The 18,519-nt window shown below is 59.4% G+C and carries 16 protein-coding genes and 1 tRNA gene; 11 read left to right on the top strand and 6 right to left on the bottom strand.

Going from position 1 to position 18,519, the window contains the following annotated elements; translation table 11 throughout:
* Positions 1-264 precede the first annotated feature (264 nt).
* The 5 genes from ACAW63_RS00215 (at position 265) to ACAW63_RS00195 (ending at position 4,998) form a co-directional block, all read left to right on the top strand.
* Positions 265-1,656, top strand: coding sequence for a flavin monoamine oxidase family protein (locus ACAW63_RS00215; RefSeq protein ID WP_371230844.1), 1,392 nt, complete (start codon positions 265-267; stop codon positions 1,654-1,656).
* Complete coding sequence (locus tag ACAW63_RS00210; RefSeq protein WP_371230842.1) at positions 1,631-2,875, top strand: C69 family dipeptidase; 1,245 nt, start codon at positions 1,631-1,633, stop codon at positions 2,873-2,875. The genes ACAW63_RS00215 and ACAW63_RS00210 overlap by 26 nt, the downstream gene beginning before the upstream one ends.
* A gap of 63 nt (positions 2,876-2,938) precedes the next feature.
* Complete coding sequence (gene can, locus ACAW63_RS00205; protein ID WP_371230840.1) at positions 2,939-3,583, top strand: carbonate dehydratase; 645 nt, start codon at positions 2,939-2,941, stop codon at positions 3,581-3,583.
* Positions 3,584-3,660: 77 nt separating this feature from the next.
* The gene (locus ACAW63_RS00200; RefSeq protein ID WP_371230838.1) at positions 3,661-4,659 is read left to right on the top strand and encodes an isocitrate/isopropylmalate dehydrogenase family protein; all 999 of its coding nucleotides are present in this window, start codon (positions 3,661-3,663) and stop codon (positions 4,657-4,659) included.
* 81 nt (positions 4,660-4,740) lie between these two features.
* The gene (locus tag ACAW63_RS00195; RefSeq protein ID WP_371234826.1) at positions 4,741-4,998 is read left to right on the top strand and encodes an SOS response-associated peptidase family protein; all 258 of its coding nucleotides are present in this window, start codon (positions 4,741-4,743) and stop codon (positions 4,996-4,998) included.
* Between the two features lie 164 nt (positions 4,999-5,162).
* On the opposite strand, the gene ACAW63_RS00190 is transcribed toward ACAW63_RS00195, so the two are convergent.
* A tRNA-Met gene (locus ACAW63_RS00190) sits at positions 5,163-5,239 on the bottom strand.
* A gap of 378 nt (positions 5,240-5,617) precedes the next feature.
* Entirely contained in the window at positions 5,618-6,295 is a 678-nt protein-coding gene (locus tag ACAW63_RS00185; protein WP_024086255.1) for a hypothetical protein, read from the bottom strand.
* Between the two features lie 451 nt (positions 6,296-6,746).
* Between ACAW63_RS00185 and ACAW63_RS00180 the strand changes: the two genes are divergently transcribed.
* From ACAW63_RS00180 to ACAW63_RS00170, 3 genes are all read left to right on the top strand, one after another.
* Entirely contained in the window at positions 6,747-7,862 is a 1,116-nt protein-coding gene (locus ACAW63_RS00180) for a hypothetical protein (protein ID WP_198082071.1), read from the top strand.
* A gap of 60 nt (positions 7,863-7,922) precedes the next feature.
* Complete coding sequence (locus tag ACAW63_RS00175; protein ID WP_042855695.1) at positions 7,923-8,153, top strand: AlpA family transcriptional regulator; 231 nt, start codon at positions 7,923-7,925, stop codon at positions 8,151-8,153.
* A gap of 481 nt (positions 8,154-8,634) precedes the next feature.
* Positions 8,635-9,360 carry an inovirus Gp2 family protein gene (locus ACAW63_RS00170; RefSeq protein WP_096222167.1) on the top strand — a complete coding sequence of 242 codons (726 nt, stop codon included), beginning with the start codon at positions 8,635-8,637 and terminating at the stop codon, positions 9,358-9,360.
* Positions 9,361-9,363: 3 nt separating this feature from the next.
* On the opposite strand, the gene ACAW63_RS00165 is transcribed toward ACAW63_RS00170, so the two are convergent.
* On the bottom strand, positions 9,364-9,435 hold the full coding sequence (locus ACAW63_RS00165; RefSeq protein WP_230684674.1) for a DUF4113 domain-containing protein: 72 nt from the start codon (positions 9,433-9,435) through the stop codon (positions 9,364-9,366).
* 195 nt (positions 9,436-9,630) lie between these two features.
* On the opposite strand from ACAW63_RS00165, the gene ACAW63_RS00160 reads away from it, so the two are divergent.
* The 3 genes from ACAW63_RS00160 (at position 9,631) to ACAW63_RS00150 (ending at position 15,741) form a co-directional block, all read left to right on the top strand.
* Positions 9,631-12,396, top strand: a complete 2,766-nt coding sequence (locus ACAW63_RS00160) for a BREX-1 system adenine-specific DNA-methyltransferase PglX (RefSeq protein ID WP_263475324.1) — start codon at positions 9,631-9,633, stop codon at positions 12,394-12,396.
* Between the two features lie 101 nt (positions 12,397-12,497).
* Complete coding sequence (locus ACAW63_RS00155; RefSeq protein ID WP_042855641.1) at positions 12,498-14,564, top strand: DEAD/DEAH box helicase; 2,067 nt, start codon at positions 12,498-12,500, stop codon at positions 14,562-14,564.
* Positions 14,557-15,741, top strand: coding sequence for a GIY-YIG nuclease family protein (locus ACAW63_RS00150; RefSeq protein WP_042855642.1), 1,185 nt, complete (start codon positions 14,557-14,559; stop codon positions 15,739-15,741). Before ACAW63_RS00155 ends, ACAW63_RS00150 begins: the two co-directional genes overlap by 8 nt.
* Positions 15,742-16,313: 572 nt before the next feature.
* On the opposite strand, the gene ACAW63_RS00145 is transcribed toward ACAW63_RS00150, so the two are convergent.
* The 3 genes from ACAW63_RS00145 to ACAW63_RS00135 all read right to left on the bottom strand — a co-directional run bounded on the left by ACAW63_RS00145 (position 16,314) and on the right by ACAW63_RS00135 (position 18,483).
* Positions 16,314-16,490 carry a hypothetical protein gene (locus ACAW63_RS00145; protein WP_013970869.1) on the bottom strand — a complete coding sequence of 59 codons (177 nt, stop codon included), beginning with the start codon at positions 16,488-16,490 and terminating at the stop codon, positions 16,314-16,316.
* Positions 16,487-17,389, bottom strand: coding sequence for a hypothetical protein (locus tag ACAW63_RS00140; RefSeq protein ID WP_042855644.1), 903 nt, complete (start codon positions 17,387-17,389; stop codon positions 16,487-16,489). The genes ACAW63_RS00145 and ACAW63_RS00140 overlap by 4 nt, the downstream gene beginning before the upstream one ends.
* 89 nt (positions 17,390-17,478) lie before the next feature.
* Positions 17,479-18,483 (bottom strand): YqaJ viral recombinase family protein, encoded by a 1,005-nt coding sequence (locus ACAW63_RS00135; protein ID WP_042855645.1) that lies wholly within the window; start codon positions 18,481-18,483, stop codon positions 17,479-17,481.
* Between the last annotated feature and the right edge of the window lie 36 nt (positions 18,484-18,519).

The following is an 18,519-nucleotide window of genomic DNA, read 5'->3' as shown; positions in this document are numbered from 1 at the left end:
CGCGGATCTTGTCCGCGAAATCCCGGATGAATCCGCTCTCTCAGGGAGCTCCCGCTGCATCGCGCTCTCGTAGGAGCGGACTCCGTCCGACTATCTCCCCGGCGCGCCGAAATCGCGATTACCCCCCCCTCAACAAGCGCCATCCCACCCGCTGCCTCGGGTCCCCCACAAAAACCGGGAAATTTCCCGCCGACCGGGTTTTTCTGACGGCCATTCCTGACTTACCCTTAAGGCCAATAACAACAAGAACATAAGGTCGCAAACATGAATCGCAGCGATGTGATCGTGGTGGGCGCCGGTATCTCGGGGCTGACCGCGGCCTGGCGTCTGGCATCGGCCGGACTACGGGTGAAAGTGCTGGAGGCCAACAAGCGCGTCGGCGGACGAACCCTCAACCATCGCTTCGCCAGCGGCGAAGTGGTCGAGGTGGGCGGCCAGTGGGTCGGCCCGACCCAGGACCGCATCCTTTCCCTGCTCGCCGAGCTGAACCTTTCGACCTTCGGGCAGTGGAAGCAGGGCGACAATCTCACCCTGTTCGGCGGCCGTCTCAAACCCTATCGCGGCACCATTCCCAAGTTTCCTCCCCACGTCCTGCTCGACGTGATGCAGGCCCACGTGCGCCTGGACCGCATGGCGCGGGAAGTCCCCCTGAACGACCCCAGTCTGCACCCCAAGGCCGACCAGTGGGACCGCCTGACCTTCGCCGAATGGCTGCGCCGCAACCTGCGTACCTCCACCGGGCGCAAGGTCTTCGAGCTGATGAGCGGCGCAGTGTTCGCCGCCAGCCCCCATGACCTGTCGTTCCTCCACGTCCTCTTCTACATCCGCAGCGGCACCAACCTCGACACCCTGCTCGGCGTTGAAGGCGGCGCCCAGCAGGACCGTATCCTCGGCGGCTCCCAGCGCATCTGCCAGACCCTCGCCGAGCGCCTGGGCGACGCGGTGCTCACCGGCGAGCCGATCCGCGCCGTACGGCAGAACGACCGTGGTGTTGAGCTGGTCAGCGACCGTGGCGTGCACCACGCCTCGCGGGTGATCTTCGCCATCCCGCCGACCCAGCTGCTGCGCATCACCCAGGAACCTCTGCTGCCCAGCTGGCGCGACCAGCTCCTGCAACGCCTGCCGCAGGGCGCGGTGATCAAGTGCATGGCGCTCTACGACAAACCCTTCTGGCGCGACCAGGGCTTCTCCGGCCAGGCCACCAGCGAAGTCGGCCCGGTACGCCTGACCTTCGACAACAGCGTCCCCGACTCGCCGCGCGGCGTGCTGCTCGGCTTCATCGAAGGCGACGAGGCGCGGCAGTGGAACGCGCGGCCGACGGGCGACCGTCGCGGCCAGGTGCTGGACTGCTTCGCCCGCTACTTCGGCGAGGCGGCGCTCAAGCCAATCGATTACGTGGACAAATCCTGGGCCGAGGAACCCTTCGCCCGTGGCTGCTACGCCGCGCTGTTCCCACCGGGGCTGTGGACCAGCGGCGCCGCGCGGCTGCGCGAGCCCTACGGCCGCCTGCACTTTGCCGGCACCGAAACGGCGACGCGCTGGATGGGTTATTTCGATGGGGCCGTGGAGGCCGGGGAGCGCGCGGCGGGCGAAGTGCTCGGCGCGAGAGACGATCACGGGGAGGAGGACTATGTGCGACACCTTGGTATTGCGTAGCGACGGGGCCACCTGGTTCGCCAAGAACAGCGACCGCGAGCCCGCCGAACCGCAACGCCTGATCCGCCTGCCGGCCGTGCACGGCGACCGCGCGGCGACGGTGCGCACCACCTACCTGGAGATCCCCCAGACCGCCGAGCGTCATGCCGTCATCCTCAGCCAGCCGGCCTGGCTGTGGGGCGCCGAGATGGGGGTCAACGAGCGCGGCGTGGCCATCGGCAACGAAGCCGTTTTCACCCGCCTGACCCTGCGCGAAGGCGAAGCGCTGCTGGGCATGGACCTGCTGCGCCTGGCCCTGGAGCGCGCGTCGACCGCGCGCGAGGCGCTGGCCGTCATCACCGAACTGCTGGAGCGCCATGGCCAGGGCGGGCCGGCCGGCTACCGCAACAAGCGCATGCGCTACGACAACAGCTACCTCATCGCCGACCCGCAGGAGGCCTGGGTATTGGAAACTGCTGGTCGGCTGTGGGCAGCGAAGAAGGTCGAGCGCTGGGCGATCTCCAATGCCCTGACCCTCGGCCATGACTACGACCTCGCCAGCGCCAACCTGGAGGACCATGCGTGCCGCCTGGGTTGCTGGAACGGCCGTGGCGACTTCCACTTCGCCCGCGCCTTCGATGGCCGCGTGCTGCCCTGGATCGCCGGGGCGCGGCAACGGCGGCAGCTCAACCAGGAATTCCTCGCCCACTGCCCGGCCAAGGTCGATTGGCTGGCGCTGGTGGTCGCCCTGCGCAGCCATGGCCATCGGGGGCATCGGCTCTCGCGGCACGACAATCGCCAGGTCTGCCTGCACGCCGGCAGCTTCTGGCGGCCCTCGCAGACCACCGCCAGCCTGATAGCCCGGCTCGATGGCGGCTCGCCGCGCATGGCCGCCACCGGTACCTCGGCACCCTGCCTGTCGATGTTCCAGCCGCTGGGCTTCGAGCCCGGCGCTGGCGCGGGCCTGCTCAGCCCCGAGGAGGCGCCCGTGGAAGAGTCCCTCTGGTGGCGCTTCGAGACTGTGCATCAGCGCGCCCTGGCCGACCCCGGCTTCGCCGACGCCCTGCGCGCCGGCCACGGTTGGCTGGAAACCGAGTTGCTGGCCGCGTTGGACAGGCGCACGCTGGATTGGCCGCGCCTGGCCGCCGAAGCCCAGGCCTGGCACGACGCCTGGCACCAGCTGGCGCAGCAGGAGGCGCTCCGCCCGCCGCGCTGGTGGCGTCTGAATGCGGCGCGCTGAAAGCGTCTTGTCAGCTGCGCCCTTGCTGCGTAAGGTGCGGCAGCCAACGATGAGGAGCCGACCATGAGCGATCTGCAGGAACTGTTCGACAACAACGAACGCTGGGCCGAAGCGATCAAGCGGGAAGACCCGGATTTCTTCGCCAAGCTGGCTCGGCAGCAGACTCCGGAATACCTGTGGATCGGCTGCTCCGACGCCCGCGTGCCGGCCAACGAGATCGTCGGCATGCTGCCCGGCGACCTGTTCGTCCACCGCAACGTCGCCAATGTCGTGCTGCACACCGACCTCAACTGCCTGTCGGTCATCCAGTACGCCGTCGACGTGCTCAAGGTGAAGCACATCCTGGTCACCGGCCACTATGGCTGTGGTGGCGTGCGCGCCGCCCTGCAGGATCGCCAGTTCGGCCTGATCGACGGCTGGCTGCGCACCATCCGCGACCTCGCCTACGAATACCGCGATCACCTTGGCCAGTTCGAGAAGGAAGAGGAACGGGTCGATCGCCTGTGCGAGCTCAACGTCATCCAGCAAGTGGCCAACGTCAGCCACACCAGCATCGTCCAGAACGCCTGGCACCGTGGCCAGTCGCTGTCCGTGCATGGCTGCATCTACGGCATCAAGGACGGCCGCTGGAAGAACCTCAACGTCACCGTCAGCGGCCTCGACCAACTGCCGCCGCAATACCGCATGCGCCCGCTCGGGCAACTCTGAGCCGGTTGTCCGTCTGCGTCCTTCCGTGAGGGGCGTAGGCGGATGATGAAAGGACAGACGGCGAGCGGAGGTCAGCGATGCATCGGTTGTGCGTGATTCCCGGCGACGGCATCGGCCGAGAAGTGGTGCCGATCGCGGTCAAGGTACTGCAGCGGCTGCTGCCCAACCTGCGCGTGGAGGAGGCCGAAGCTGGCTGGGGCTGTTTCGAACGTCATGGTGTCTCGGTGCCCGACACCACTTTGGCCCGCTTGCGCGCTTGCGGCGCCGGACTGTTCGGCGCCGTCTCCTCGCCCAGCCATCGCGTCGAAGGCTACCGCAGCGCCATCCTCACCCTGCGCCAGGAGCTGGCGCTCAGCCTCAATCTGCGTCCGGTGCGCACTCGTCCGCACGTCTCGCACCACCCGGGCGTCGACCTGCTGATCCTGCGCGAGAACAGCGAAGGCCTCTACAGCGACCGCGAACACTGGGAAGCCGAAGGCGTGGCCATCGCTGAACGGGTGATCACCCGTGCCGCCTGCGACCGCCTGGCCGCCGACGCCTCGTGCATCGCCCGCCAACGCGGCGCCCGGCGCATCACCCTGGTCCACAAGGCCAACGTCCTCCCGCTCACCTGCGGCCTGTTCCGCGACACCTGCCGCGACCGCCTGGTGGAAGACGGCTGGAGCGACGTGCTCGACGAACGCCTGGTCGACGTCGCCGCCCTGCAACTGGTGGAACGCCCCGAAGCCTTCGACCTGATCGTCACCACCAACCTCTTCGGTGACATCCTCTCCGACCTGGCCAGCCACTGGGGCGGCGGCCTCGGCATGGCCCCGTCGCTCAACCTCGGCCGGGGAATCGCGCTGGCCGAACCCGTCCACGGCAGCGCCCCCGACATCGCCGGCAGCGGCCGCGCCAACCCGCTCGCCGCCATCCTCAGCGCCGGCATGCTGCTGCGCCACCACTGGCAACTGCCCGAACTGGCCGAGCGCATCGATGCGGCGGTGGATGGCTTCCTGCGGGAGGAGGGGAGTGTGGACTTTGGTGGGGAGACCACCAAGGTGATCGGGCAAGGCGTCTTGCAGCGTCTGAACTGATTGTCCGATCTCGCCGGTCGCCATGATGTCCGCTGCCTGATACCTGCACAGGGCTGATACGAATGGAATGAAAAGGAAACTCTGCGCAACCCCGCTGGCCACCAGATCCACCAGCCGTGCTTCATCCATCGTCCCGTCGATCCCATCATCGCCATAGCCGGCCTCTGGTCCCTGTGGATAAAACCCAATGGAGAGTCTGTTCTCTCCTACGCCCTGCTGACCAAATCCGCCGCACCTAGCCTCCAGCACACCCACCACCGCATACCCGTGGGGCTGGCACCGGAGAACCTTGGAAATGGCTATCCACGGCCATACGCGGAGAAGCTGTGGACGACCTGATTCAGCATGCGCGGGAGGACTTTGCGAGGTGGGTGCCATTGCGGGTGAATGACACGAAGAATGATTCGGAGGAATGGCTTCGAGGAAGCCAAGTAACTGGGGGCGGAGGATTTTCGTAGGCAAAAGAAAAGGGATTTAGCTTTCGCTAAACCCCTTTTGAGATATGGTGGCTACACCGGGACTTGAACCTGGGACATCAGCATTATGAATGCTGCGCTCTAACCGACTGAGCTATGTAGCCGAGTGGCGCGCATTTTCCGCAGATCGAGGGGGGGTGTCAACCCCTTTTCTTGAATATTTTTCTGATCTATCAATCGTTTAGGCGGAAAGGCCTGATTTCGGGGATTGCCGGGCGGGGAGGGTGGGGTGCAGGGTGTGACTGGGAATATGGGCGTGGGGGTTGTTCGCGAGCAAGCTCGCTCCTACGAAGAGCCCGCTTATAAAAAAGCCCCGGCGGGTGGCCGGGGCTTTTCGGGGCTGGCGGGCGCTTAGACGTTATCCGCTAAGTCAGGCCTGAGGCAGCCGCCAGACCTGAGGGGGTGCCAACTTCTTAAAATTATGTACCCGGTTCTGTACCCGGTTTTGTGCTTCGTGCCTGCTTCAGTGTGAGGTGAGATGATTAGCGCTCGTCATGCCCTCGGTCAGTTGTCACTGCGTCTCTGAAGGCAATGTAGGCTAGCTTGTCCTTTAGGTCTTTCATTTTGGACTCCACAAGCTTCGACACATCTTCATCGCTTGCGGTGGGTGGCGTTTCGTCAGGCCACATTAGCTCCCAGCGAGCTAAAAGCGTTAGGTAGCGCTCGGTGTATTTCAGGGTTTCATCTAGTTGAGCCTCGAACAAGGCTGATTGCTGGTTGGCAATCGCGAGCTTTCGCGCTACTGACTCTTTGAGCTGCCTTTTATAGTCCCTTTCTGCGTTGAGAGCTTTCCCTTCCTCCTCAATTAGCGAAGTGATCGTGGCTGTTTCGTCCTTTTTTTGCTTCTGGGCGATGGCGTGTAGGCGGTCAATCGTTTCGTTCGTCAGCGTAAAGGTTATGGGCTGCCTGCCATTGCTGTCCGAGCGATAGCGGCGCTGACGGATTGCTCCCTGGAGCCTGATCACCAGGACTGGCATGTCTTGCTGAATCTGCCTGATAGCAGAGGCGACGTGCTCATAACTCGCAAACCTAGTAAACGCGTCACCCTTAAGTTTGCTCATGTAGTCGGCGCTGAGGCGATGCTTCAGGTACTCGGCGGCCCATTTCCATTCGTCATCCTGCTTTCGTAGCCACTTCAGCGGTTTCTCGTTTTCTGACATCTCATCCTCCAGGCGGGCCGTTTTGGCTATGAGCCAAAGCCAAGCCTTCGGGAGAGATTTATACCGTTACTGTTTCGTTACGCAACCGTTATCAGCTTTGCCACTGATATGTTAGTAAAACGTTACGTGTTGTTATGTGAGTCGTTACTGTAACTAAGGTATAGTAGATATAGGGTATATTTGCGAGTTAAAAATTGGAGGTTCTATGCTTGCTAGGCTTCTTGATGCGAAGCTAAGGGCGGGTGATCCAGATGCTAAATTTTTGCTCATTGCATTCTGGAAGCACTATGGCTCGGTGACGCCTAAGCCTCGTTCGCAGAAGCAATTGGCTGAAGACCTGCGGCTTCCGGTGCAAGCAGTTTCAAAAGCGGTTGCCCAACTGGTTGATGTGGGGGTACTGCGAGTCGTTACTCAGCCTGAAGGGAAGGGGCGGCCAAGGTGTACCTACGAGATGAGCAAAGCTATCCAGTCGGCTCTGCGGGATGTCGAGGAAAGGACGCTGAACCACCCCGGTTTGGTCAAGCATGTCTTGGGTGGCGAGCGCATCAGGGCCATCTGGTCTGGCTGGAAGGACGATGCGCCGACTGCGAAGGAGCTCAACACACGCTCGCGAGACGAGAAGCGAGTTGCTCCAGTGCGGCAGGGGAAGCTCAGCTTGGCGAATCGTTTGCTGCTCATGATCTTGCTAAGCCATGCAGATCCGTTTGGGGTTGCCAGGGGGCTGAGTAGCAAGGAGCTCTGCTTGCTGACGGGAATGGATGCGGCCTCTCTCAAGCAGCGCTTGCGCAGGCTTACGGAGCTGGGATTCATTCGTAGACACATACCTGGGTTGGCGAGTCCGATTTTCGCTGAGAAGCTCAGGAGCGTTTATTGGCTTAATCTGAACCACCTTCAGCTTTCACCTGCTGACGACGTTGTTTCCGTCGTGGTGCATAAGAAGGCCGCCGATCAAGACATCGACTACAAGTTTTTGGCTGGCGTCAGACTTGATCGCAACTCCTTCCTAGGGCGAGGGGAATACTTGGCACCTCGCAGCGTGGTTCGTCTCTTCAGGCGAGCGCCAGATCATGCGTTTGATCAGCTTGAGCTTTTTATTTGTGACTGCGTATTGGGCTTTCTGTCGCGCCACTGGGTTCAGGCTGATTCCGCCGGATGGGGAAAGGTGCGCGGTGTGGACTCGACGGTGAAGGAGCAAGTGGCGGCATTCTTTCGACTGCCGATGCTTGATCCCAAGGACAAAGCGATTCTGGACCACGAGGAGATTTTCGACTTCTTCCACCACCAAGTCCTTGAGCTGGCCAGAGAGGTGGTCCAACGTTTTTCGCAGGTATCCAGCATTGATCTGGCCAGGGTTAGCTACATCTTGGTTCCGGCGCATGTGTCGACTGGCCACCGTTGCATCGCTCTGTTGACTGAAAGAGCCTCGGACGAGGGTCTGGCCAAGCATTGGATGGTCACCAAGGGGTGCGATGATCCTGTGGTGAAAAGCGTGTTAAGGGAGGTGGATATTCCGCTGGAGCTGCGCGAAAAGTCAGGGTTGCTCACGCCAGCACGAGCTGCTGGGTAACAGGCAGTTTTTTTATACGGCCCTCGCAGATCCTCTGGGACATACAGAGGAGCCCTGCTGATGCGAATTTTCCGCTTACAAGACGTGATCACTGCTACTGGCCTGTCTAGGTCGACCCTGTACAAGTACATCTCGGAAGGCACCTTCCCGAAACCGGTATCGTTGGGCGACCGCTGCGTCGGCTGGGTCGATAGCGAGGTGCACGACTGGATCCTTGCCCGGATCGAGGAGCGTGACCAAGCTGAGGGGGCGTCCACTCGTCCCATCGGCCATCTGAGCATGGCCAGCTAGAACAGCCACCTGCGCCATGATCGGCTTCGGCTGGTCATGGCGCTTATGCCGGTTCTCCGTCTCTGGCTGTTCGGCTTCGCATGGTAAGTCGTGGCGGTGTCGCTCCCACCGCCACGACAGCCTCAGTTCCGATATCTGGCTCAGGCCTCTTCGGCTTGATTTATTTCCGAAATTCGAACTCGGCAAAAATTGCCGCTATGGCGGGACGATTGAGGTGGCTTTGCCCGAGCAGCTCGGCGAAGGAAATTGCGGTGCGGGTATTATGCTTTTACTAGCTACTATCACCCGAAGGGTTCACGCCTAACCGAGTAACAACCTGCACTGACCTACACAGAGAGTCGGACACTGATCCACCACCTGAGAGGCCATCACTACAGCGTATCCAGAGAGACCAACCAACGGATCAGGCAGGGAAAGGTATCCAGTAAATTAAAACTCCGCAGGCATGGCTTATGAAACTCAACCATGAGAGGTCATAACCATGTTCAGCGATACCAATACCACCCAGCGCTTTCCACTCCGTCACCCTGACAATCCCAACCTCCACCTGCACTACGGGGATACCTTCGAGGGCTTTCCCATTCAGAGCGAAGTAGGCCCCTTTATTCGGGAATACCTGTCTGATCTCAAGCGCACCGTCGACCTGGCATTGGCTGAGTATCCGAGGGTCTTGGCCTACAGGGTGGATCTGCGTTTGCCTCAGGGTGTCGAGCTACCCGACTTCGCCTATACGAATCAGGTCATCAGCCGGTTCTTCGAATCGTTTACGAAGAAGATCCAGTACCACCAGGAGCGGGTGGCTGAGCGTGGCTACTCGCGTGGTTGCAAAGTACGGTACGTCTGGTCGAGAGAGATCGGTCAGGGAGGCCGCCAGCATTATCACCTGCTGATCCTGCTTAACCGTGATGCCTATTACACCCTAGGGCTGCTGGGCTCAGAGAGGGTCAACATGATCAGCCGCATAGAAGAGTCATGGGCCAGTGCGCTGGGGTTGTTGATGTCTGAAGTCGATGGGCTGGTACATATCCCCGAAAATCCAACGTATCGGATAGATCGGCATCCCCGTATGCGGAAGGTTGCATGGTCAGAACACAAGGTTCTTGTTGATGAGCTACCGGATCTGTTCTACCGGGCCAGCTACCTGTGTAAGAAAGCGACCAAGTCCTACGGGGATCGTCAGCGGGGATTCGGCACTAGCCGAGGGTAGTGGCTAGTTCGCCTTTGCGACCATTAACTCAGACCAGCGAGTGGTGTAAGCCGGGGAGAGCAATTCTCTTCGCATAGCCCACTCGACTGGCTTGGTGATGCGTCCCGGCTGCAGCGTTCCACGTCCTCAGCAGTTTTTGATAGCTTCCATGGGGCACAGGATCATTTTCACATGCCAATGCTCGTTCCTTTATCATCCATGCACTTTGCATGGATGGTGGGCCTAGAGGCCCCCTTGCCGCCTTGGCAGCAGTGATCGGAACAGCCTTATATGAACGCCGTAGAAATCGAACAAGCCATCACCGACCTGGCCAGCCAGCCGTTTGACCGGGTCGAGTTCCCTTATGCCTTCCTGCAGGCTTTCGGTAATAAGGAAACCACCCTCAAGCGCCTGCGTTCGGGTGCAACCAACAAGTCCGATCTGGGCGGTGTGCTGCAGACCAGCAATATCCACCTGGCCGTGTGTGAACCAGGCAAGGTCACGGAGACCCTGGCGGCACTCAAGGCCAGCCCTGCTACGGCCCGTGCCAAGGCTAAATACGTGCTCGCCACGGATGGCGAGACGCTGGAAGCTGAGGAGCTGGAAAGTGGCGAGACGGTCGCCTGCGACTACCCGCAGTTCCCTGATCACTTCGGATTTTTCCTGCCGCTGGCAGGCATTTCCACGGTCAAGCAGATTCGCGAGAACTCCTTTGACATCCGTGCGACCAGCCGACTCAACAGGCTTTATGTGGAGCTGCTCAAGGACAACCCTGCCTGGGGCACGGCCGAACGCCGCCATGAGATGAACCATTTCATGGCGCGGCTGATCTTCTGCTTCTTCGCTGAAGATACCGACATTTTCAATGGCACCGGTCTGTTCACCGACACACTCACGCAGATGAGCGACCGCGATTCAAGCAATCTGCATGAGGTGATGGGTGAGATCTTCCGCGCGATGAACACGCCGATTGCGCAGCGTGCTTCGGCGAGTCTGCCGCGCTGGGCGGATGCTTTCCCGTATGTCAACGGTGGGCTGTTCTCAGGCGATCCGGATGTACCGCGTTTTTCTCGCATTGCGCGTAGCTACCTGCTGCATATCGGCGCTTTGGACTGGAAGCAGATCAATCCCGATATCTTCGGTTCCATGATCCAGGCCGTGGCCGACGACGAGGAGCGCGGCTCACTAGGCATGCACTACACCAGCGTGCCCAATATCCTAAAGGTACTGAACCCGCTGTTACTCGATGAGCTGCGCGCCAAGCTGGAAGAGGCCGCTGACAACCCGCGCATGTTGCTCAACCTACGCAAACGTCTTGCACGTATTCGAGTATTCGATCCTGCCTGTGGTTCGGGCAATTTCCTGGTCATCGCCTACAAGCAGCTGCGCGAAATTGAAAATACGATCAATGAGCGTCGTGGCGAGCCTGGGCGTAAGAGCGATATTCCTCTCACCAATTTCCGAGGTATAGAGCTGCGGGACTTCTCTGCTGAGATTGCTCGACTGGCCCTCATCATCGCTGAGTATCAATGCGATGTGCTGTATCGCGGGCAGAAAGAAGCTCTGCTGGAATTTCTGCCGTTGAGCAGTCAGAACTGGATTACTCGTGGCAATGCCTTGCAGGTGGATTGGCTTAGCACCTGCCCGCCAACAGGGACCGGGGTTAGGCTTACAGCCGATGACTTGTTTCAGAGTCCACTGGATCAGGCCCAGATTGACTTTGAGAACGAAGGTGGCGAGACCTACATCTGCGGCAACCCGCCGTATTTGGGCAGCACTTGGCAGAGTGATGATCAAAAGGACGATCTCAGGAAACTTTTTGACAGTCGAGTAAAAAACTGGAAATCCTTGGACTACGTTGCTGGCTGGTTCCTCAAGGCGGCCGACTATTGCTGTCATGCCAATGCAGCAGCAGCGTTTGTATCAACCAACTCCATCTGCCAGGGGCAGCAAGTACCGATCTTGTGGCCGGAAATTTTCTCCACCGGCTGTCAGATTTGTTTTGCTCATACCAGCTTCAAATGGACCAACCTGGCTTCCAATAACGCAGGGGTTATGGTCGCCATCATTGGAATTTCTACTAAGTCCCCAAGTATGAGGCGTCTATTTTCTGTTGGGGATGACGAGAAAACCGTCGAGAGACTTTGCTCCCAGATAAATGCGTATCTGGTGCCCGGCGATGATGTGGTGGTTAACAAAGCAGCACGTCCCCTGAGTGGTCAGGCCGAAATGAGCTTTGGTAGTAAGCCCGTAGACGGGGGGCATTTACTGATGTCTCGCGATGAGGTGAGCAGTCTAGGTTTAGACTCGGTGCAGCGTGTCCAGCTCATTCATCGTATTTTTGGCTCTGCGGAATTTATTCGTGGGCAAGAGCGCTATTGCCTGTGGATTAATGACTCCAACTTAAGAGAAGCACTGAGCATACCCTCAATTTCTGAGCGTATTGAGGGGGTGCGGAGCATGCGTTTGTCCAGTCCCAAAGGGCCTACTGTCGAAGCTGCATCAGTGGCTCACCGTTTTGGAGAAGTGCGCCAGGTTGGAAATGAGAGCGTGATTATTGTCCCAAGCGTCTCGTCCGAATCCCGTGAATACCTACCCTGCGGCTATGAGCCTGTAGGTACTATTGTTTCCAACCTTGCTTTTGCTCTCTTCGATGCCCCGCTTTGGAATATGGCTATTGTTGCTTCGAAATTGCATTTGACTTGGATTGGCACGATTTGCGGAAAAATGAAAACCGACTTTCGCTACTCCAATACCTTGGGTTGGAACACTTTTCCTATACCCGTATTAACCGAGAAAAATAAAGCCGACCTCACCCGCTGCGCCGAAGACATTCTTCTGGCACGGGAGGCCCACTTCCCGGCTACGATTGCAGATCTCTACGACCCAGAGACTATGCCAGAGAACTTGCGCGCCGCCCATGAGCGTAATGACGAAGTGCTGGAGCGCATCTATATCGGTCGCTGCTTCAAAAACGATACCGAGCGGCTGGAGAAGCTGTTCGAGCTGTACACCGAGATGACGGCCAAGCAGAAGCTTGGGAAGGCTAAACGATGACCGACCAGATCCTGGCTAGCTCGGAAGTTGGCCTCAAGGAAATTGAGCGTCTCGAACACCCCTAAAAATACGGGCAAGAAGCCCTGAATGGATGCATAGCCATGACCCAAACCGTTCCTTCCGTTTCCGTTTCCTATGCTCAGAACGGACGCTCCACCAAGGCCAACGAACTGGGCATGCGCCCTATGCAGGAGCGCGTCTTCGAGCGGCGTGGTGAGCAGTACCTGCTGATCAAGTCGCCGCCTGCATCCGGTAAAAGCCGGGCCTTGATGTTCATTGCTCTGGACAAGCTGGCGCACCAGCACATCAAGCAGGCCATCATTGTGGTGCCGGAAAAATCCATTGGTTCGAGCTTTCACGATGAGCCGCTTAGCCGCCACGGTTTCTGGGCCGACTGGCATGTGGAGCCGCGTTGGAACCTGTGCGATGCACCCGGCACCGACGATGGCGGCAAGGTCAATGCAGTGGGCGCGTTCCTAGAAGGCAGCGACCAGGTGCTGGTTTGTACCCATGCCACCTTCCGTTTTGCGGTGGAAAAATTCGGGGTGGCTGCGTTCGATGACCGTTTGATCGCCGTGGACGAGTTCCACCACGTTTCCGCCAACCCCGAAAACAGGCTGGGCACGTATCTGGGCCAGTTGATCGCCCGCGACAAGGTGCACATCGTGGCGATGACTGGCTCCTACTTCCGTGGCGATGCCGAGGCTGTGCTGTCACCCGCTGACGAAGCCCGCTTCGATACCGTGACCTACACCTACTACGAGCAGCTCAACGGTTACGAGCACCTGAAGAAACTGGATATTGGTTACTACTTCTACTCCGGGGCTTACTCCGACGACATCCTCAACGTCCTCGACCCGGAAGAAAAGACCATCCTCCACATCCCCAACGTGAACTCTCGCGAGAGCACCAAGGACAAGATTCGCGAGGTGGAGCACATCATTGAAGAGCTGGGCGAGTGGCAGGGCACCGACCCGGTGACGGGCTTCCAGCTGGTGAAGACCGTCGATGGGCGTGTACTGCGTATTGCTGACCTGGTGGATGACGACCCGGCCAAGCGCGATAAAGTCTCGGCTGCCTTGAAAGACCCGGCCCAGAAGAACAACCGCGATCATGTCGATATCATCATCGCGCTGGGCATGGCCAAAGAGGGCTTCGACTGGATCTGGTGCGAGCACGCCCTCACAGTCGGCTACCGGTCCAGCCTGACCGAGATTGTGCAGATCATCGGTCGGGCGACACGCGATGCACCCGGCAAAGCACGGGCACGCTTCACCAACCTCATCGCCGAGCCGGATGCCAGCGAGAAGGTGGTGACCGAGGCGGTGAACGATACGCTCAAGGCGATTGCCGCCAGCCTGCTGATGGAGCAGGTTTTGGCCCCGCGTTTTGAGTTCAAGCCGAAGACTCCCACCTCTGGCCCGCAGGAAGGCTTTGACTACGGCGATGCGGGCTATCAGCCCGACAAGTGCAACGTGGGTTTCAACCATGACACCGGGCAGCTGCAAATCGAGATCAATGGCCTGGCCGAGCCCAAGAGCCCTGAGGCCAGCCGTATCTGTCAGGAAGACCTGAACGAGGTGATTGCCAGCTTCGTTCAGGACAAGACCAACATCGAGCGCGGCCTGTTCGATGAGGAACTGGTTCCCGAGGAGCTGACCCAGCTGCGCATGGGTAAGATCATCCGCGACAAGTACCCCGAACTTGATGCCGAGGATCAGGAGGCCGTTCGCCAGCACGCCATTGCGGCACTGAACTTGACTCAGCAAGCCAAGCAACTGGTGCTGGGGGATGATCTGCAAGGCACCGTCACTGGTGCAAATAGCGCCCCGAGCACTGCCCTGATTGATGGCGTGCGCAAGTTCGCGATGGATGTGCGCGAGCTGGATATCGACCTGATCGACCGGATCAACCCGTTCAGCGAGGCCTACGCCATCCTCGCCAAGACCATGAGCGAGGAAAGTCTCAAGCAGGTTGCTGCAGTGATTGGTGCCAAACGCACCCGCCTGACGCCTGAAGAGGCCAAAGACCTCGCCGTGCGGGCGGTAAAATTCAAGAAGGATCATGGCCGGGTGCCTTCCCTGACTGCTCAAGACCCATGGGAGCGGAGCATGGCGGAAGGCGCTGCGGCCTTTATGCGTTTCAAGAAAGAGGGCCGTTATGGCTAACGAATTTGATCTGGATGAGCTGGAAGCGGAGCTTTCCGATTTCGCCACGTCAGACAAGAAGACCGGCCGCACTCCTCGCGAGGAGCGCATCATTGCCGGCTTCGAAGACATTCAGCGCTTTGTTGAGGAGCACGGCCATGCGCCGCGCCACGGCGATGATAAAGACATCTTCGAGCGCCTGTATGCCGTGCGCCTGGATCGCCTGCGCGATCAGGAAGAATGCCGCAGCCTGCTCATGCCTCTCGACCATCAGGGCCTACTGAATGCGCTTGAGGTACCAGAGCCACAAGGCGACTACAGCATCACGGACGACGAACTGTTGGCGGAACTGGCCGGCGGCGACGAGGGTTCGGATATTCAGAACCTCCGTCATGTTCGCAGCAATGCCGAAAAGCGTGAGGCCGAGGAGATTGCACAGCGCGAGCGTTGCGAGGACTTTGAGCGGTTCCAGCCGCTGTTTGAGCAAGTGCAGCGCGAGCTGCAGTCGGGCGTTCGAGTTACCCGCAACTTCATGAGGGATACCACCGTTGAGGCTGGGCAGTGGTTTATTCTCAGCGGCCAGACTGCTTATGTAGCTGAGCAAGGTGAGGACTTTGATTCGCCACAGGGCAAGAAAGATGCGCGTCTGAGAGTAATTTTTTCCAACGGTACGCAAAGCAATCTGCTGCGACTTTCGCTGGTGCGAGCTCTTTACAAAGATGATGCCGGTCGCCGTATTACAGATGCGGATGCGGGGCCTCTGTTTGGCGAAACACTGGAGCCCGATGACATCGAGAGTGGCACCATTTACGTGCTGCGCAGCCACTCAACGCATCCCTTCGTAGCCGAACATCGCGAGCTGATCCACAAGATCGGCGTCACCGGTGGCAAGGTGGAAACTCGTATCGCCGGGGCTAACAAGGACGCCACCTACCTGCTGGCGGATGTTGAGGTGGTTGCCACCTACAAGCTGCACAACATCAATCGTACGCGGATGGAAAACTTGTTCCATCGTCTGTTCAGCCCTGCCCAGATTGAGCTGACGATCCCTGATCGCTTCGGTAATCCGGTCAAACCCCGGGAGTGGTTTTTGGTACCGCTGCACGTTATCAACGAAGCTGTGGAGCGCATTCGCGACGGTTCAATCGCCGGCGTTATTTACGATCCCGCGTCGGCATCGTTGCGAAGTGCCGGCTGAACCGAGCATTTGTCCCGTGAACATTCGTTCCCTGCAAGCCCGCTGGATGCAACGCTGGGAGACTCAATCTCATCGGCTGCTAATTGACCGTTCCTTGTTGAAGATTTGGTAGAGTCACTCCTTCAACTGAAGGAGTGCTTCACATGGGATTTTATATCGAGTGCTACCGTGGGGCTGAGTTTTTACACGCTGGGCAACCCAGCACGATCAGCGCCGATCAGATAGAGCAAGTCGTTGATGAGACGACGCAGGTATCAACACCTGCGTTCAAAGGTGGCGATGAGGTTCGTCGAGCTACGTTCGTTGCGACTACACCTCAAGGGAAATTCACTTGGCATGTACTCTTCAGTACCGGTGACGCCGATGACTGTGTGGAGGACGTTACGCTTGTCAGTGCTCCGTTGGATGCAGTCGTCAAGGTGAGTCCTGGGTTTAAGATCAGGGACGCAGATAGCTGAGTCCCCCACGGGCTTGGCTGATTAGCAATCGCACATCGGGCCTTATTTGCGAGACAAAAAATAAAGAATGTCCCGCCCTCAGTGGAGCGGGACATCCGTTTCCTCTGACGTCGGTCACTTGCTTTTTGGTGCTGCCTGGAGTCGACAGAAGATCCAGCACGCCAGTACCACCGCTATCAGCAGTGGTGGAAATCGCACCATCACAATCACCAGTAACAAGACCGCCAGGCAGCCTGCCAGGATCCCGGCAAACATCATCGCAGCACCGAAAGTGCGTAGCAGACGTTTCATACTTCCACCTCTTGGCGTGTGGCTTGCGCGTCCAACTTCTCAGCCAGGCTGGGCTTGCTGTAGGTGGCTTGTGGTGTGATTGTTGAGGCGGGCACTTCACCTTCCGGGTAGAACTCTTCCACGATGGCGCTGACATCCTCCTCGCTGTCTTCGAATGCTCCGTTGCCAAAGCCGCGTCGTGCTGCCTCATCCAAGGCGGCTTGATCGAAGCCCGCAGCCTGGCGCCGCGAATCGAGTTCGCTGGCTGTCACCAGTGCTTCAGCCATGTCCATGCCGCCGCGTACAGTCAGGTCGGCGTAAAAGATCGGCGTGCCATGGCTCTGTCGTGTCGACTTCCCGCGTAGACGTAACTCCAGCGGCAGACAGGCCAGGCGGTTACCCGAGATGGCCTGGAAGTAATGCAGGCGAGCGGCCAGGGTGCGGATGCTGTTGAAGCCGGTGGTGCGGAACATGAAGCTGCCCAGCGGATCCTCATCGCCAATGACCACGTTCAGTCGGCCGTAGGGCTTGCAGGCACCGCCTTTGGCGAGCGGACAGGCATCCGGCGAAGGGCAGGGCAACGACTGCATACCGTCCTGAGTGACCCGTTTGCAGGTCTCGCCATTGCCGACGCAAACCGGCCGACCAGACTGCCGGTCGAACAGCGTGTAGTCGGCGCGGAAATTCAGCTCCGGTTCGTTGAACAGCAGGCGTACCGGAATGCTGCGCAGCTTGTCGTCCTTGCCTTCGCGCAGCTCATCATTGAGTGGGTGCAGTAGCCAGCCGTCCTTACCCTGCACCTGGGAGGTGATGGTGAACTGGTCATCCTTCTCCGGCAGTCGCTTGCCGTTCTTCTCGATGACCTTGCCGATGGAAATCCGCCCGAGTACCGGCGGAGTGATAGCCAGACCTTTGAGCATGGTGAGTCTCCTGGAAATGAAAAAAGGCCAGCCACGCAGCGCGAACTGCATGGACTGGCCAAGGGGGAAAGGATTGGAGGGGTTGGGTTTCAGCCGACCAGAAAGCGCCGCGCACCCAGCTTCAGTAGTGGGTACTTGGCCTGCAGGTGCGGCTTGTCTTTGAGCAGTTGAGCGACATCGAAACCGATGCTGTCCTTGGCTTTGCGCCAACTGATGTAGCCGCTGGAGAACTCCGCCCGACTGGCGTCGCCCATGGCCTGCTGCAGCATCTGCTTAAGTTCAGCCTCACGCTTTTCCCTGTCGGCAATCGACTGGCGCACGGCTTTCAGCTCTATATAGGCTGCAGTGAGCCCGGCATGCTGGCTGAAGTCGACGACCTGGCCGTTGTCCTCTGGATAGAGGCAGCGAAGTGCTGACTCAGCGGAAGCGGTGCCATCGGCCGGCGGTGGTGTGTCGGTTTCCACGTAGTGCCAAAACTGGCGCTCCAGCTCGATCAGGCGAGCAATCATCTGCTCGTCTCGTTCGATGCGATGGATCTCCAGCGTCTGGCCGCCCAGCAGCACCGACACATCCGCCGCTTGCTTGCCGGTGACGGCGAGCTGGTGCATCACCTGCAGCTGCACATACTCAGGCACGCCCTCTTTCCAGAGGCGTGCCCCGTTTATGCCGGCTGTCTTACATTCGAGGATCTGCACATCGTCGGCCCCGATCACCTCGCGGTCGATGTTGGCCAGCATCCAGGGCAACTCCGGATCAGGATGCTGCAGCACGGCGTTGATGCGCCGTACCTTGTTATTCGTACGCTTGCTGTAGTGCCAGGCCACGATAGGCTCCAGCACGTTGCCCCAGTACATCGGGCTTTCCTCATCCTGAGGATCAGCCTTGGGCATGCCGGAATCGCGACCGGTCTTCTCCATCCACAGCTCCAGCTGCGACTTGTAGGGATTCAGACCAACGGCAGCGGCGGCATCGGAACTGCCGATACCTTGCTTGCGGATCTGCAGCCAGTCCTCGCGCGGCAGCTCCTTGGTGCTGACCAGACGCAGGGCGGGGCGGGATTTGCTGGTGCTGCGATTCAATGAAGTGGCTTTCATAGCGTTCACCTTGCAGAAATAGAAACGCCCGACCTG

This window comes from Pseudomonas sp. QE6 (assembly GCF_041379005.1).
Taxonomy (GTDB): domain Bacteria; phylum Pseudomonadota; class Gammaproteobacteria; order Pseudomonadales; family Pseudomonadaceae; genus Pseudomonas.
This window is presented reverse-complemented; position numbering and strand designations above follow the sequence as displayed.

Excerpts from the sequence above, each read along its gene's own strand:
- ACAW63_RS00215 (WP_371230844.1), top strand. The coding sequence starts at position 265 with ATGAATCGCAGCGATGTGATCGTGGTGGGCGCCGGTATCTCGGGGCTG.
- ACAW63_RS00210 (WP_371230842.1), top strand. The coding sequence starts at position 1,631 with ATGTGCGACACCTTGGTATTGCGTAGCGACGGGGCCACCTGGTTCGCC.
- can (WP_371230840.1), top strand. The coding sequence starts at position 2,939 with ATGAGCGATCTGCAGGAACTGTTCGACAACAACGAACGCTGGGCCGAA.
- ACAW63_RS00200 (WP_371230838.1), top strand. The coding sequence starts at position 3,661 with ATGCATCGGTTGTGCGTGATTCCCGGCGACGGCATCGGCCGAGAAGTG.
- ACAW63_RS00185 (WP_024086255.1), bottom strand. The coding sequence starts at position 6,295 with ATGTCAGAAAACGAGAAACCGCTGAAGTGGCTACGAAAGCAGGATGAC.
- ACAW63_RS00180 (WP_198082071.1), top strand. The coding sequence starts at position 6,747 with ATGAGCAAAGCTATCCAGTCGGCTCTGCGGGATGTCGAGGAAAGGACG.
- ACAW63_RS00175 (WP_042855695.1), top strand. The coding sequence starts at position 7,923 with ATGCGAATTTTCCGCTTACAAGACGTGATCACTGCTACTGGCCTGTCT.
- ACAW63_RS00170 (WP_096222167.1), top strand. The coding sequence starts at position 8,635 with ATGTTCAGCGATACCAATACCACCCAGCGCTTTCCACTCCGTCACCCT.
- ACAW63_RS00160 (WP_263475324.1), top strand. The coding sequence starts at position 9,631 with ATGAACGCCGTAGAAATCGAACAAGCCATCACCGACCTGGCCAGCCAG.
- ACAW63_RS00155 (WP_042855641.1), top strand. The coding sequence starts at position 12,498 with ATGACCCAAACCGTTCCTTCCGTTTCCGTTTCCTATGCTCAGAACGGA.
- ACAW63_RS00150 (WP_042855642.1), top strand. The coding sequence starts at position 14,557 with ATGGCTAACGAATTTGATCTGGATGAGCTGGAAGCGGAGCTTTCCGAT.
- ACAW63_RS00145 (WP_013970869.1), bottom strand. The coding sequence starts at position 16,490 with ATGAAACGTCTGCTACGCACTTTCGGTGCTGCGATGATGTTTGCCGGG.
- ACAW63_RS00140 (WP_042855644.1), bottom strand. The coding sequence starts at position 17,389 with ATGCTCAAAGGTCTGGCTATCACTCCGCCGGTACTCGGGCGGATTTCC.
- ACAW63_RS00135 (WP_042855645.1), bottom strand. The coding sequence starts at position 18,483 with ATGAAAGCCACTTCATTGAATCGCAGCACCAGCAAATCCCGCCCCGCC.